We start from the raw sequence: 14319 nt of genomic DNA on the forward strand, positions 1-14319 counted from the left end.
GAATTCCGAACTATTTGCCCTTGTTGGTCTGGATGTGGCACGATGACTGGGTGTGACCAAGTGCGAGTAACCTAACCACCGTATGTCTCCTCCGGGATTACCTTGTTTGCGAATTTAGTTGACATTTAGCCCTTTCAGACCAGTCGTTAGACCAGTCTTATTTGCTATGATCACATCCTCTGCAAAGCCTTCAAAAACAGTCGGTGCCTACGAGGCCAAAACCAAACTGCCCGAGTTGCTCGATCAAGTTGAGCGTGGTCGAGTGATCGTTATCACCCGCCACGCTCGCAACGTGGCACGCCTCATCCCCGATAACCAACCCAGCATTGATCGCTCTGTTTTCACCAGAATACGGGCGCTCCGGGCCAAGCTCACGCTGCCCAAGGGCGAAACGACCAAGGATCTCATCAACGCTGGCCGGCGTATCTGACCGATGACTCTTGTAATCGACGGCTCCACGGCGCTTGGTTTTCTGCTCACTGATGAGCAACCGGACATTGCCCTTAAGGCTCTTGAAGCCGTGGAAAATGGGATTTCCACAATAGTTCCTGCGCATTGGTGCGTGGAGGTGGCCAATGGTCTTATTATGGCGGAAAGGCGAAAGCGCGCATCGCAAGCCGACATCACGGAGGCGCTCCACTTGGTTGCGGCTTTGCCTGTCGTAACGGACGATGAAACCGCCCAGCATGCGGTCAGCGATACAGCCGCACTTGCGCGTCAATACGGTCTCACAATCTACGATGCGGCCTATCTGGAACTTGCCATGCGCCGTGGTGCATCTCTCGCAACCTCGGATAGTGCCCTCGCGAAAGCAGCCAAGGCGGCTGGCGTTGCTATTTTCTCATGACTCAAAGCCTATCCGGGATGGCCTTTTCGCTGGCTTGAGCATTCACAGAAAAGGATGATGAGGCAGACTGAGTTTTATCAATTTGGGAATTAGCACAACTCCGTTAAGTAATACTTGAGTTGTTGCTGCTGACTGACCGCCTGTCGGCATGATGACAGCCAAGCAGATTGCGGTAATCCGACAGCAATTGCAGGGCTTCGTGGAGGAGTTCGCCGAAGAACTGGGGCGCAGCGAACGCCGCCATGGTGCGGCAAATATTTGGAGGGCTTGTTGCGGGAGGGAGAGTGCAAGTCGATCGAACCGCTGGCGGTCCGCGTCGGCGGGAGCGACCAGGTGCTCCAGCAGTTCGTCAACCAGAGCCCGTGGGACCATGCCGCTGTGCTGCACCGGCTGCGCCAGCACATGGGCCGGCGAGCCTAGGCCGGCGGAGTGCTGGTGCTCGATGACACCAGCCTGCCCAAGCAGGGCCGCCACTCGGTCGGAGTCGCCCGCCAGTATTGCGGGGCCTCGGGCAAGATTGCCAATTGCCAGAGCGTGGTGACCTGGCATTGGACGGGCGCCGGCCTGCACTGGCCGCTCACTGCCCAACTCTATCTTCCGCCCGAGTGGACTGATGATCCCGGGCGGATGATCAGGGCGGGGGTGCCTGCGCACGCGCAGGCGTTCCGGGAAAAATGGCGCATCGCACTCGCCTTGCTCGACGAGATGAAGCCGCAGTTGCCGGCCTATCAGGCCATCGTCTTCGATGCTGGCTACGGAGTCGTGCAGCCCCTGCTGGCGGAACTGGATAAACGGCAGGAGCCCTACGTGGCTCAAGTTCTTGGCAATATCGCCGCGTGGCCGGCCGAAGCCGTGGCCACCCTCAATCCGGCACGGCGTGGCCGACCGGGTGGCGCTGCTCGTGCCAGGCGGGCTGCGCGTGACGGGGACGTCCGCCGAGGTGTTGCGCGAGGAGATACTGCGCCCGGTGTATGGCGGGCGGCTGGAAGTGTTCGCCCACTCCGCCAGCGGCAGCCCCGTGGTGCTGCCGCTGGCCGCGCGGTGAGGCGCGTCACGCGGCGAAAAACACCAGCATTTGCGCGGTGAGCACGCGCAGCAGCATGACGAGCGGATACACGGTCGCGTAGGCGACGGACGTGCCCGTGCCCTCGTGGGTCTGCTGGGCGAAGGCGAGCGCGGGCGGATCGGTCATCGACCCCGCGAGCAACCCGCAGGTCTCCGGTAGCGGCAGGCGCGCGAAGCGGCGCGCCATCCACGCGGTGAACATCACCGGCACCAGCGTGATCGCGGTGCCCAGTGCCATCCAGCCGAGGCCCTGCACGCTGAACAGATACTGGAAAAACATGTCGCCCGACTTGAGCCCCACGCAGGCGAGGAAAAGCACGATGCCGATCTCGCGCAGGGCGAGGCTGGCATTCGGCGGCACATACCAAACCATCGGGCCGATGCTGCCGAGGCGGCCGAGCAGAATCGCCACGACCAGCGGCCCGCCCGCGAGTCCGAGCCGCACCGGCGCGGGCAATCCCGGCAGCGCTACCGGCACCATGCCGAGTAGGACGCCCAAGAGGATGCCGAGAAAAAACGGCCCCACGCGCGTGTGGTCGAGTTCCTTGGGCGAATCGCCGAGCAGGCGCGCCGTCTCGGCGATGGCGTCGGAGGTGCCGACGAGCGTGAGAATGTCGCCGAACTGCACGCGCAGCCCCGGCTCTGGCGCGAATTCCATGCCATGGCGTGACAAGCGCGTGGCGGCCACGCCGAAACGCGCCTGCAACTGGAGGGTGGTAAAGTTCTTCCCGATGACCTCGCGGTGCGTGACGATCACCCGGCGGTTGATCACCGGGCCGTCCAGTTCGCGCAAATCCTGCGCCGCCTCGCCGCCCGCTAGCATGCGCGCCTGCGCGAGCGCGTCGGGCAGGCCGACGACGAGCAACTGGTCGCCGGCGGCGAGCACATGGGCGGGCGTAGGCACGCAAAGCGTGTCGCCGCGCCGCAGGCGCGAGACATTCAACCCGCGCACCTTGGCAAAGGAACCGGCGATCGTGGAGCCCGCCAGCCCCGGGTTGCGCACCTCCAGGTTCGCGCGCCCGACTTTCGGCTCCTCCCGGGCCATCGGCGAGGCCGCCTCGGCCGCGCCGCTGGCCGGCAGCCGACGCGCGACGAACCTCCGCGCCGCGAACATGGCGATGATCACGCCGCACACGCCAAACGGATAGGCCAGCGCGTAGGCGACGCCCTGCGTCTGCACGGCCTCGTCGCCCGCGCCGATCTCGACGAGCGCCTGTTGCGCGGCGGCGAGGCTGGGGGTGTTGGTCGTCGCGCCGGACAGCAGGCCCGCCGCCACCGGCAGCGGCATGCCTGAGAGGTGCAGAATCACCACGCAGACCGCGACGCCGAGCAGGACATTGCCCGCCGCCAGCAGATTGAGCTTCAGCCCCGTGCGGCGCAGCGACGAAAAAAAGCCGGGGCCGAGCTGGAGTCCGATGGAAAAGACAAACAGGATCAGCCCGAACTCGCGAATGAACTCGAGCACGTGATGCTCCACCCTCACCCCTGACCGCGCGAAAACGAGCCCCGCGAACAACACGCCGGCGATGCCGACGCTCACCTTGCCGATTCTCAACCGGCTGAGCGCGAGCCCGCCCGCCGCGACCAAGGCAAACGCGATGAGCTGGTGCCCCGCGGTCGAGTGCTCCCAGAAGCGAAGCCACGCGTTCATGCCGCACCGCCTCTCGCCGGGACAAGGGACGCCGTGTATCCTGTATCCAGATACATTTCGACAGGCAAACAACGGCGCCGCCCGGGGTTGAAACGGGCGGCGCACGCGATGATGAATGGATAAACGCCCGCGGATATGCGGGACGAGAACGGAAGGCCGGAAGACCGTCCGCCGGGTGTGGGTAGCAGCCTCATTCGTGCGATGAAGTAAAGTCGGCCAAGCCTCGCCGTTGGGACGGGGCGATGGCCGGATTGCGTTGCCGCCGGCAGGGATGTTCGGACTCCGGGCTTCAGGAGACGCGTGTGGCGCGCTCCAGCCATTGGCCGGCCTTCACCCGCTCGCAGACGAGAGGATTGGCGTTGCCCGGAGCGCGTGTTCTCGAAATGCGTCCGGTGGACAATGTCACCCGTAACCGCAGCGCGACTGTGGCCGGTTTGCACGGCCTTTCCCGCTGCCGGGGATGGTGTGAAAAAGAACGGGGCGAATTATCGGTTTCGCACCGGTGGCGTGCAAGGACTTTCTCGCCGCACAAATTGCCATTCACACGCCTGCGGCGGATAAACCGGCAGAACACCGGCGCCGATGCCCATGCGCATTTCCCTGCCTGTAAGCCTGCTGCAAAAACCCGCGACATGCCACTTGACTTCCGGGCATTGCCGTCGCTCATTCGCCCCCTGTTTTTTGATAAATGACAAAATGTGCAGCGGACGGGGAATGCCGTGAGAATCGGCGACAGTCGCGCTGCGGTATCGAGTCACTCGTCCCAATTTCCAGACACCACCATTCCGCGCCGCCAGCGCGCCGCATGGCAGTTTCGGGAAGCAAAGCACAGCCGGAAAAGGCCGCGCACAGTCGCGCGCGCCAGTTCGGTCAAGACGAAGGGATGGGGTCCGCGCCAGGTTCCTCAAGCAGGCGCCGCGCGGAAAAACTCGGAGTCCGAACACCCGGCTGCACACGCCAGAGAAACCAACCGAAAACCGCTCCCTCATCGCACGAATGAAAGGACTTCATGCCAACCCGCACCGTTCCGGACGCGGCCGCCACTGACGCGGCCGTCCGACACCCCGACGCGCCAAACCACGCGGACATTTCCGCAGCGCGCCCGCCGCCCGGCGGCCACACCGGCGCGACCACATCCCCCGGCATCGCCGCAGGTCCGCCCGCCCATCCGGCACCGAACCATGCCTCCGCGCGCCCGCGCACCGGCACGGTCGGTTTTCCTGTCTCCGCGCCTTCTTCAATCCCTCCGCCGCCCTCTTCCCGCATGACCTATATCGTCAAGGACAACGGCAAACGCCGCCTCCCTTTCGACGCGACGCGCATCAGCCGCTACCTCGATCAAATCCACGCCGAGTTTCCCCAACTCGATCTCGCCGACTACAAGCAAAAGCTCCTCGCCTTCATCGGCACGCGCGACGATTTCGCGGCTGACGACCTGATCGATCACATGATCCGCGAAGCCGAGTCGCGCACCGACGTCCACCTGCCGCAATGGGACGCGTTTGCCGCGCGCCTCTACCTCAACAAGCTCTATAAGAAAGCCAGCAAAAACCGCTTCTACGACGCCGACGACCGCTACGGCTCCTACGTCGGCCTTCAGGAAAGCCTCGCCGGGCGCGGGATTTATTCCGGCGATATTCTCCGCGCCTATTCGAAGGACGAACTCATCGAGGCCGGCCTCCTCATCGACCCGGAGAAAGACAAACTCTTCAACTACCCCGGCCTCTACCTGCTCGCCACGCGCTATCTCGCCAGTCCCGAGCTCGGCGAAGTCTACGAGCTTCCGCAGGAACGCTGGCTCACCATCGCGCTTTGCCTCATGCAAAACGAGCCGCGCGCCACCCGGCTCGCCCTCGTCCGCGAGGCCTACTGGGCGCTCAGCAACCTCTACATGACCGTGGCCACGCCCACGCTCACCAACGCCGGCAAGCGCGGCGGCCAGCTCTCCAGTTGCTTCATCGACACCGTGGACGACTCGCTCCAGGGCATCTACGACAGCAACACCGACTGCGCCCGCGTCAGCAAACACGGCGGCGGTGTCGGCGCCTACCTCGGCTTCATCCGCTCCAGCGGCTCCGCCATCCGCGGCGTCGCGCGCGCCAGCGGCGGCGTCATTCCCTGGGTCAAGCAGCTCAACAACACCGCCGTCAGCGTTGACCAGCTCGGCCAGCGCAAGGGCGCCATCGCCGTTTACCTCGACGTTTTCCACAAGGACATCGAAGCCTTCCTCGACCTCCGCCTCAACAACGGCGACCAGCGCCTCCGCGCCCACGACATCTTCACCTCCGTCTGCATCCCCGACATTTTCATGGAGGCCGTCGAACGCCGCGGCGACTGGTATCTCTTCGACCCGCACGAGGTGCATGAGAAGAAAGGCTGGTATCTCCAAGATTTCTACGACGAGCGGCGAGGCTCCGGCACCTTCCGGGAAAAATACCGGGAACTCGTTTCCGACGAGACCATCGGCAAGAAGATCGTCAAGGCCATCGACATCGCCAAGCGCATCATGCTCAGCCAGCTTGAGACCGGCACGCCCTTCATGTTCTACCGCGACGAGGTCAACCGCATGAACCCCAACAAGCACCTCGGCATGATCTACTCCAGCAACCTCTGCACCGAGATCCTGCAAAACATGAGCCCCACCCGCGTCATCCAGGAAATCATCAGCGGGGACCAGATCGTCACCACGAAAAAGGCCGGCGACTTCGTCGTCTGCAACCTCTCCTCCATCAACCTCGCGCGCGCCGTCACCGCCGACGAGAAAAACGCCGAGCTCATCACCGAGCGCCCCACGCTCGAACGCCTCATCGACATCCAGGTCCGCATGCTCGACAACGTCATCGACCTCAACCGGCTCCCCGTCCCGCAGGCCGCCATCACCAATCAGAAATACCGCGCCATCGGCCTCGGCACCTTCGGCTGGCACCACCTCCTCGCGCTCAAGGGCATCGACTGGAACTCGCCCGCCGCCGAGGACTACGCCGACGCATTGTATCAGGAAATCAACTACATCGCCATCCGGGCCAGCCACGCGCTCGCGAAGGAGAAAGGCCCGGGCAAGGCCTTCCGCGGCAGCGAATGGCAGACCGGCGAGTATTTTCAGCGCCGCGGCTACACCTCCGAACGCTGGCGGAAACTCGCCGCCGCCGTGTCCGACGGAGGGCTGCGCAACGCCTGGCTCATCGCCGTCGCTCCCAATATGAGCACCGCTCAAATCGCCGGCTCCACCGCCTCCATCGACCCGATCTTCAGCGTGTTTTATTACGAGGAAAAGAAGGACTACCGCCGCCCTGTCATCGCGCCCGACCTCTCGCTGGAGACCTATCCCTACTACGAACGCGGCGCCTACAAGCTCGACCAGTTCGCCAGCATCCGCCAGAACGCGCGCCGCCAGCGTCACGTGGACCAGTCGCAGAGCTTCAACTTCTACGTCCCCAGCGCCATCAAGGCCGGCAAACTCCTCGAACTCCACCTCACCGCTTGGCGTGAAGGGCTCAAGACCACCTATTACGTCCGCTCCAACGACATCGACATCAACGAATGCGAATGGTGCTCCAGCTAGAGCCTGAAGGCTGAGAGCGCCCACCCAACAATTCTTAATTTTTAATTATTAATTCTTAATTCCATGCCCGACCTCTCCACCGCTCCCCTCCGCCGCATCAAGATCCTCGATCCGCTCAGCCCCAATCGCACCACCGCCATCATCAACGGCGCCACCAGCGGCATCCTCAACTGGAACGACATCCCTTACCCCTCCTTCTACCGCGCCTACAAGGAGCTCTCCACCAACTTCTGGATACCCGACGAGGTGGACATGAAAGGCGACGCCAAACAATACCCGCTCCTCTCCGAACGCGAAAAATACGCCTACAACGCCATCATCGGCCTGCTCGCCACCCTCGATTCCCCGCAGACGCGCTTCATCTACAACGTCGCCGAATACGTCACCGATCCCGCCGTCCACGCCAACACCGCCATCATCGCGCAGCAGGAGGTCATCCACAACGAGAGCTACTCCTACGTCCTGGCCTCCATCACCAACCTCCAGGAGCAGAATCGCGTCTTCGAACTCGCCCGCACCCACCCCACCATCATCAGGCGCAACCAGCCCATCATGGACGCTTACGACACGTTCATGACCGGCAAAACCGCGCCCCACCTCGTCCGCGCCCTCATCCAGTCGAGCATCCTCGAAGGCATCAACTTCTACAGCGGCTTCGCCTATTTCTACAATCTGGTCCGCCAGAACAAAATGACCGGCACGGGCAAAATCATCAGCTTCATCAACCGCGACGAACTCGCGCATTCGAAATTCATCAGCGAAGTCATCCGCGCCATCCTCGGCGAAAACCCCGAACTCCAGACCGACGCCCTCATCGACTACACGCACGCCGCCTTCCGCCACGCCGTCGAGCTGGAGAGCGAATGGTCGGAGGAAGTCCTAACCGGCATCGACGGCATCGACGTCGCCGAGATGGTCGGCTACGTGAAATACCGCGCCAACAAGATGCTCGGCATGCTCGGCATTCCCGAGATGTATCCAGAATTCGGAGACAATACCATGCCCTGGATTCGCGCCTACGCCGACAACTTCACGCAGACGAAGACCGACTTCTTCGAGATGCGCAACGCCAGCTACAAAAAGACGAACCAGGACAACGGCTTCGACGACTTGTGACGCCCGCACGCCGCCTTCGCCCATCCCGGCCATGCGCATCCTCCTTGCCTACGACTCCCTCAGCGGCAACACCCGCGAAGCATCCCGGCTCGTGCACGGGCAACTCGCCGCCAGCGGGCACGACGTCGCCGAAATCTGCGTCTCCACCATCGCCGACCATCCCACCGTCCTCGCCATGCAATACGACCTCCACCTCCTCGGCACGTGGACGGGCGGACTCGGCCGCACGCCCGCCGGCATGAAGTCCTTCGTTGCCCGCCTTTCCAGGCTCCCCTCAGAGTTCCAGCCAAAAAACATCGCGCTCTTCGGCACCGGCGAAACCCAATGGGGCATGCAATGGTTCTGCGGCGCCCTCGACCGCCTCGCCGCGTATTACAAAACTGAATACCCGCTCCTGAAGCTTGAGCAAATGCCGTCCGGCGACTCCTCCCGCCGGCAAATCGCCGCCTGGGTCGCCGCCGTCCTCGCCCGTCGCGCCGCCGCCTCCCCGGCCTGACACACCCTGCCTGTTTCCCGCATCCCCTCCGCTTCCATGCAGACAATCGCCATCACCACCGCCGCCGAATTCGAAGCGCTGAAACAAACCACGCCGCGCCTTCTCGCCGATTTCTGGAAGGAAAACTGCGTGAATTGCAAAATGCTCGAACTCGCCTTCCAGAAACTCGTGCAAACCAGCCCCGAAATCCTCGCGCCCACCACGCTCGCCAAACTCAAGCTCGAAGACCTCGGCGAGTCGCTGTTCCTCGCCCATAACATCCGCCAGGCCCCCACACTTGTCCTCTACCAGGGCGCCCGGGAAAACGCACGGCTCAGCGGTTTTATTCCCCCGGAAAAAATCGCCTCCCTTCTCTCCTCCTGAGGCCCGGGGCATTGGTTCCGCTTGAAAAAGCATCGCGAAACAGAGTCTATTTCTTGTTCTTTCAAATCGCGCCCCCGGTGGGGCGCGTAAACCGCCGTGGACGGGGAAGCCCTCGGCGTTCACGCCCACCGCCACCAGGATGCTCACGTTTTTGACTTCGCCGCCCCAACAACTGAGCTTCAGCCAGATGCCGTCGAGATAAAAGTAGGCGTGTGCACCCTAGAGTGGCCTCGCGCGACAGGCGTCGATTTACAACGCGATCTTTTTCAAGGACGAGGGGGCTCACGCGAGCGCTCCAAATCGCCTCGGTGATGCTCGGCTAATCTCGCATCGCTTAAGCAATAAGTTGCGCCATTGCATTGCGCAGGTCGCGTTCCGGATTTTATCAGGTGCGGACACCCCGGTTCGGCGCTTACAATTAGCCTGCGAGATGCCCGATTTTACTCTGCCGTTGATTCGCGGGGCTACCAACGCAGCTCGAAATATTTGGCTTCAACCCGGAAAAAGTAACTCAGGACGGGATTAAGCGTAATCGACGCCCTTGCTGATTCACCGAGATTTTTCCACTTTCAATCCCATAAGAAAACAGCGCCTCTGCCACCGCGTCCTGCAGATTGTGCTCAATCGTCTGCCGCAGGGGGCGCGCGCCTAGGTGGGGATGAAATCCCTCGCGCATCAGAAATTCCAATACCTCCCGGGAGACCTCCAGGTCGAATCCGACGGATCGCAAACGGTTGACCTCGGCCGCGAGGTGCAATGCGGCGATTTCCCGCTGCACCTCAGGCGTCAACCGTCCGAAAACGAACTTGTCCGGAATCCGGGCAAGGATTTCGGGACGCAGGGATTCGGCTACGCGCCGCAGCACGGCCCGTTCAATGCTGGTGAGGCTCGATCGGACCATGCGCATCGCTTCCGCCGCGCCAAGATTCGAGGTGAAGGCGATGTAGTCATTGCGGAACGAAACCACTTGTCCGGTGGCCAGCGTGAGGTGCCCGGGTTCCAGCATCTGAATGAACAGATCGAAAACTTTGGGGTGGGCCTTTTCCAACTCGTCGAAGAGCCAGATGCGGCGCTCTGCTCCGTGCGCCGCCCGGCCAATCGCGCCGCCTTCCGAGCCATCGGCCCCCAGCAGGCGTTCGATCGCATCGGGGCGCTGATACTCGGAAAGGTCGAACCTCCGCACCAAATTCTCTCCGAAGAGATATTGGCCAACCAGTAAAACCGACTCCGTTTTACCGGTTCCTGTCGGGCCGACGGAGAGAAAAATACCCCGTGGCCGATCTGTCCGCGTCAGGCCAAGTTCGCCGCGAACGAACACCGCAGCCAGACGGGGCAACACGTGGTCCTGTCCACGTAAATGCGCGCGGAGATGCCCCTCAATTCCTTGGAGCCGGAGGAGCTGTTCACGATTTGCCATGCCGTTTCGGTTTGGCCGCCGACTTGGTGCGCGGGCGCCGCGGAAAATCCCTCAAGAATTTCTTCACCGCCGGAGCCCACGACGCCGGTTTGGGTGCGGTACGCAGAGTCGCACGGACGACATAGGCACGATTGGCGGTGATGTTTTTATCCGCAAGGTCCGTAATCACCCGATCGAGCTTCTCGATCAAACGGGGAGGCAGATCCACCGTGGGAATGTCTGCGATATTGTCAGTTTCGCGCGGGCCAGTTTTGGCCGCATAGTCGCGATGGAGCAAGACGGCGGCCGCGAACATCTCGGTTTCGGAGGTGAGCTCAATCAAGGCCCGAAGTACCGTGCCTCGACGGACGGCCGCACCCAGGCGTCGCAGCCCGAGCGTCTGGGTGTTCAGTGCTTCCACGTCGGAAGGGTAGAACGAGAAGCTGACTTTGATAGGGACCGAGGTGTCGGAACTCATATTTAACCCATAAACCCATAAAATAAGCGTTGACAAGCGGCAATTTTCTTATGGGTTTATGGGTTAATGATACTGTTTCCCTCATCTTCTGCCACGGTCTCGGCGCTTGTGCTTCCTTCGCCGCTTTTCGTGCAGATCCAGCAGCTCAAAGACGGCTTCGGCCTGGCCCTCGCCGTTCTCTTCATGTTCGGTTTTTTCTGGGGAGTGATTAAAATCTGGTCGGGGGCCAACGCCATCAGCAAAGGCGACCCCGACGGCAAAGCCGGCATCGTGGCCGGCATCATCATCGCGGCGGCAGCCACGATTATGGCCGCCCTATTCAGCATATTCGGTCTCCAAGATGCCGTGATTACACCCCGCTTCTGACCATGGCCGATCTACGCTATACCGAGACAAATGCAGCCGATGACTCGGCAGGACGCGTCTTTGGACTGGATGGCAATCTGTATCTGCCGGTTCTGCTCGCCATGCTCGGCGCGCTGGCGTTGTTCGCGATTCTCACCTTGGTGTTCAAGGTAGGTTTTATCCTGGCCGGCTTCATCGTCGCCGTGCCGTTGGTCGGTGTCCTGGGCTGGATCCTGTTGCTGAAACAAGGCAAGCCGGCCGGCTATGATCGAGACCTGCTGGAGCAGCTTTTGAGCAACGGTAATTTCACGCGGATTGCTGCCGAACAGGGGAGGGTAGTGGAATGAAACCACATGACAAAGCTCCCAATGGAGTCTTTTGTGATGGGCTGATTCTTTATGGGTTTCCTGAGCGTGGCGCGATTGCCGCGAAGGGTTTTTGGATCGAACCGCCCGACCAAAGGGGAGCCAGCGTGGCTCGCCTCAATGCCTTTCAGGACCAAGTGCGTGCCGTCCTGGCGTTGGCCACACCCGGTCGCCGACTGCAACTGCAATGGTCCTGTGACGCCGACTACCGGTGCGAACTGCTGGCCTATCACGGTGCCACCCAGAAGGTGACTCACCCCGGTGTCCGCCGAGTGCGCAATGAACGTTTTATCCGCTATTGGGAGCGCATGCAGGCCCGGACATTGCGACGGGAGCGCCTAGCACTCTTCCTTTCCATCGAGATTTCCCGGTATGCCGGCAACGCGCAAACCCCCGGCGGACTCCGGGCACATTATGCGGCCGTGATCGGTGAATTACAGGCGCAGTTCGAGGATTTTGCCCACACCCTGTGCACCCTCTTTCAGGGGGAAACTCCGGTGACGGCAATGGGAGACGAGGAACACTGCCGCTACCTGCGTGACTTTCTCAATCCTTCCGCAACTGAGCACAACGAGCAGTTTGTCCGATTCGATCCCGGGCTCACGATCCAGGAACAATGCTGGTTCAGCGAGGGTGTCGGCCAGCCCGAAGGCGGCTTCGTCCTCGACGGTCAGTATCATGCCATCCTCACCCTCGACCGCTGGCCCCAGCGGACGCGGTCGGGCATCATCACCCATCTGACCGGCCTGCCGTTCCTCGATTATCGTATTACAGTCAATATCACTCCAGAGATCGCGCGCGGGGAAATCCGACGGGAGGAAAAGGCCATCGAACGGCTGGCTGGCGAGTACGCCGACCAAAAACGGCATTCGCTCGCCGTGGCGCTGCGCAAGAAGGAGCGGAAAGTCGAAAACCTCGCCAGCGGTTTCGTCCGCCCATTCGAGGTGGGTTATATCATCCGGCTGTGGGCGCCGACCCGCGAGGCTCTGCGCGAGAAAATCACGGCCATGCAGGCGGCGATTCATGCGATGGATGGCGCGCAATATTTCGAGTGCGCCATTCCGACGACGGCCAAAAAGCTCTTTTTCGCCTCCTGGCCGGGCTGGACTCATTCCTCCTATCGCCATCGCAACCACTACGCCGAGGACAACTATCTCGCCGATTTGCTGCCCTTTTCCGCCACTTTCACCGGCGCGCTCGCCATTGCGGAGGCGATTTACGACGGCAGCCATCAAAACCTCGTGGGCCTCGCCACTGCCGTGGGCGGTTCGCCGCAACATGCCGTGCTTCTCGGCATGACCGGCGCCGGCAAGTCGGCGGTCATGCACGACCTGCTCATGCAGACGGCGGCATTGTTTGCCTATACCGTGATCATCGAGGAAGGGCTCTCCTATCGTCCCTTTACCGAAACGCTCGGGGAAACCCCGATCATCGTCCATCCCGACGCTGCATTGACGATCAACTACCTCGACACGCAGGGACTTCCCTTGACGCAGCTTCACCTCGCGAGCGCCGTGGCCCTGCTGTCACGGATGATCGGAGTTCCGGGAAGCGATGAGCGTCTCGCCTTGCGATCAGCCCAGCTCACCCAATACCTGCACCAGCTCTACCGCGATGCCTTCACCGAATGGGCGCGACGCCATCCGGAGCGGGCGATGGAGGCCAGCCGACTGGCCTGCGCGGCGCATCGCTGGCGTCTGCGCCTGCCCGCCGGCACGACTCCGCTGGATGCGTTTGTCGAACTGCGGGATCGACGGGCCGCCGGTGATGAGGAGGCGCAGCAATTCGTCGCCGACTTGAGCGAGGCGGACCTCACGCAGTTCGCCCAAGATCCGACGACGGAACGGCTGGTCGGACAGACCGCTTGCGCACTTTTCGCGCCCGAGGATCATCCCACCCACGGTGCGTTGGTGGATCTGCTCGCCTTTGCTCGTTTCCCCGAGCACCCCAAGGAGGAAATCGACCGGCTGGCAACATTGCTTCGCGCCTGGAGCGCCGATGGCGCCTACGGCCAGCTCTTCGATGGCGTGACCACTGTTTCCTTGCGCCGTCCGGTCGCGCATTTCGAGCTTGGCTACGTGCCCGAGCAGGCCGTGGAACTCAAGGCCGCCACGGGACTCCTCATTTCCGGTTTTGCACGGCAACACATCCTGGCGCTGCCGCGTGTCCAAAGGAAACGGATCATCTTCGAGGAAGTGGCCCGTTTTCTCGACGTTCCAGGCGGAGAAACGATCGTCGCGGAAAGTTACGCCCAGCTCCGCAAGTTCAATTGTTGGGCCGTGAGCATCGTGCAGCAATACGCGCGCTTCAAAACCTCGCGCATACGACCGGCGGTGATCGGCAACGCCAAGCAATTTTTTCTCATGCGCCAATCCGACCGGGGGGACCTGTCGGACCTGGCCGCAGATCTCGCGCTGCCGGAAAGCGCCATCGACGTCATCCAACATTACCCGCTGCCCGAGCAGCTTCCCGCCGCGCAGCGCCATTCCGCGTTGTGCTATTTCGCCCCCACCTCGCAGCCGCCGCAATGCGGCACGCTGCGCCACATTGAACCTCCCGCCCAAAACACGGAGCCCGCCCATGCCATCACCTCGACTGCTGCTCTCGTTGCTTAGTGTAATCCTCCTTCTCGTCG

At 62.1% G+C, this 14319-nt stretch carries 14 protein-coding genes; 11 read left to right on the forward strand and 3 right to left on the reverse strand.

Annotated elements, in window-relative coordinates:
• Positions 1-166: 166 nt before the first annotated feature.
• The 3 genes from OH491_RS26635 to OH491_RS28370 all read left to right on the forward strand — a co-directional run bounded on the left by OH491_RS26635 (position 167) and on the right by OH491_RS28370 (position 1933).
• Positions 167-430: a type II toxin-antitoxin system Phd/YefM family antitoxin gene (locus tag OH491_RS26635; protein WP_068772845.1), complete on the forward strand. Its 264-nt coding sequence runs from the start codon at positions 167-169 to the stop codon at positions 428-430.
• A 3-nt stretch (positions 431-433) separates the two neighbouring features.
• Positions 434-847, forward strand: a complete 414-nt coding sequence (locus OH491_RS26640) for a type II toxin-antitoxin system VapC family toxin (RefSeq protein ID WP_068772844.1) — start codon at positions 434-436, stop codon at positions 845-847.
• Between the two features lie 435 nt (positions 848-1282).
• Positions 1283-1933 carry an IS701 family transposase gene (locus OH491_RS28370; protein ID WP_425429209.1) on the forward strand — a complete coding sequence of 217 codons (651 nt, stop codon included), beginning with the start codon at positions 1283-1285 and terminating at the stop codon, positions 1931-1933.
• On the opposite strand, the gene OH491_RS26655 is transcribed toward OH491_RS28370, so the two are convergent.
• Positions 1899-3563 carry a putative transporter gene (locus OH491_RS26655; protein ID WP_068772843.1) on the reverse strand — a complete coding sequence of 555 codons (1665 nt, stop codon included), beginning with the start codon at positions 3561-3563 and terminating at the stop codon, positions 1899-1901. The genes OH491_RS28370 and OH491_RS26655 overlap by 35 nt on opposite strands.
• A 383-nt stretch (positions 3564-3946) precedes the next feature.
• On the opposite strand from OH491_RS26655, the gene OH491_RS26660 reads away from it, so the two are divergent.
• The 5 genes from OH491_RS26660 (at position 3947) to OH491_RS26680 (ending at position 9100) form a co-directional block, all read left to right on the forward strand.
• Positions 3947-4255 carry a hypothetical protein gene (locus OH491_RS26660; protein WP_148663225.1) on the forward strand — a complete coding sequence of 103 codons (309 nt, stop codon included), beginning with the start codon at positions 3947-3949 and terminating at the stop codon, positions 4253-4255.
• A gap of 572 nt (positions 4256-4827) precedes the next feature.
• On the forward strand, positions 4828-7125 hold the full coding sequence (locus OH491_RS26665; protein WP_068772866.1) for a ribonucleoside-diphosphate reductase subunit alpha: 2298 nt from the start codon (positions 4828-4830) through the stop codon (positions 7123-7125).
• 63 nt (positions 7126-7188) lie between these two features.
• On the forward strand, positions 7189-8241 hold the full coding sequence (locus tag OH491_RS26670) for a ribonucleotide-diphosphate reductase subunit beta (protein WP_068772842.1): 1053 nt from the start codon (positions 7189-7191) through the stop codon (positions 8239-8241).
• Between the two features lie 31 nt (positions 8242-8272).
• Positions 8273-8737 carry a flavodoxin gene (locus tag OH491_RS26675; protein ID WP_068772841.1) on the forward strand — a complete coding sequence of 155 codons (465 nt, stop codon included), beginning with the start codon at positions 8273-8275 and terminating at the stop codon, positions 8735-8737.
• Positions 8738-8773: 36 nt separating this feature from the next.
• The gene (locus OH491_RS26680; RefSeq protein WP_068772840.1) at positions 8774-9100 is read left to right on the forward strand and encodes a thioredoxin family protein; all 327 of its coding nucleotides are present in this window, start codon (positions 8774-8776) and stop codon (positions 9098-9100) included.
• Positions 9101-9611: 511 nt separating this feature from the next.
• Here the strand turns inward: OH491_RS26680 and OH491_RS26685 are convergent.
• Together OH491_RS26685 and OH491_RS26690 are read right to left on the reverse strand one after the other, a co-directional pair.
• A complete protein-coding gene (locus OH491_RS26685) occupies positions 9612-10517 on the reverse strand; it encodes an AAA family ATPase (protein ID WP_084442666.1) in 906 nt (301 codons plus the stop codon).
• A complete protein-coding gene (locus OH491_RS26690; protein WP_068772838.1) occupies positions 10504-10974 on the reverse strand; it encodes a hypothetical protein in 471 nt (156 codons plus the stop codon). Before OH491_RS26690 ends, OH491_RS26685 begins: the two co-directional genes overlap by 14 nt.
• 129 nt (positions 10975-11103) lie before the next feature.
• On the opposite strand from OH491_RS26690, the gene OH491_RS26695 reads away from it, so the two are divergent.
• From OH491_RS26695 to OH491_RS26705, 3 genes are all read left to right on the forward strand, one after another.
• On the forward strand, positions 11104-11340 hold the full coding sequence (locus tag OH491_RS26695; protein WP_334319695.1) for a hypothetical protein: 237 nt from the start codon (positions 11104-11106) through the stop codon (positions 11338-11340).
• Positions 11341-11342: 2 nt separating this feature from the next.
• On the forward strand, positions 11343-11666 hold the full coding sequence (locus tag OH491_RS26700) for a hypothetical protein (RefSeq protein ID WP_068772837.1): 324 nt from the start codon (positions 11343-11345) through the stop codon (positions 11664-11666).
• A gap of 125 nt (positions 11667-11791) precedes the next feature.
• Entirely contained in the window at positions 11792-14299 is a 2508-nt protein-coding gene (locus OH491_RS26705; protein ID WP_068772836.1) for a hypothetical protein, read from the forward strand.
• Positions 14300-14319: the final 20 nt, after the last annotated feature.

It is taken from the genome of Termitidicoccus mucosus (assembly GCF_038725785.1).
In the GTDB taxonomy this organism is placed as follows: Bacteria; Verrucomicrobiota; Verrucomicrobiia; order Opitutales; family Opitutaceae; genus Termitidicoccus; species Termitidicoccus mucosus.

Bases quoted from the DNA above. Each gene is read 5' to 3' on its own strand.
- OH491_RS26635 (WP_068772845.1), top strand. From the start codon at position 167: ATGATCACATCCTCTGCAAAGCCTTCAAAAACAGTCGGTGCCTACGAG.
- OH491_RS26640 (WP_068772844.1), top strand. From the start codon at position 434: ATGACTCTTGTAATCGACGGCTCCACGGCGCTTGGTTTTCTGCTCACT.
- OH491_RS26655 (WP_068772843.1), bottom strand. From the start codon at position 3,563: ATGAACGCGTGGCTTCGCTTCTGGGAGCACTCGACCGCGGGGCACCAG.
- OH491_RS26660 (WP_148663225.1), top strand. From the start codon at position 3,947: ATGCGTCCGGTGGACAATGTCACCCGTAACCGCAGCGCGACTGTGGCC.
- OH491_RS26665 (WP_068772866.1), top strand. From the start codon at position 4,828: ATGACCTATATCGTCAAGGACAACGGCAAACGCCGCCTCCCTTTCGAC.
- OH491_RS26670 (WP_068772842.1), top strand. From the start codon at position 7,189: ATGCCCGACCTCTCCACCGCTCCCCTCCGCCGCATCAAGATCCTCGAT.
- OH491_RS26675 (WP_068772841.1), top strand. From the start codon at position 8,273: ATGCGCATCCTCCTTGCCTACGACTCCCTCAGCGGCAACACCCGCGAA.
- OH491_RS26680 (WP_068772840.1), top strand. From the start codon at position 8,774: ATGCAGACAATCGCCATCACCACCGCCGCCGAATTCGAAGCGCTGAAA.
- OH491_RS26685 (WP_084442666.1), bottom strand. From the start codon at position 10,517: ATGGCAAATCGTGAACAGCTCCTCCGGCTCCAAGGAATTGAGGGGCAT.
- OH491_RS26690 (WP_068772838.1), bottom strand. From the start codon at position 10,974: ATGAGTTCCGACACCTCGGTCCCTATCAAAGTCAGCTTCTCGTTCTAC.
- OH491_RS26700 (WP_068772837.1), top strand. From the start codon at position 11,343: ATGGCCGATCTACGCTATACCGAGACAAATGCAGCCGATGACTCGGCA.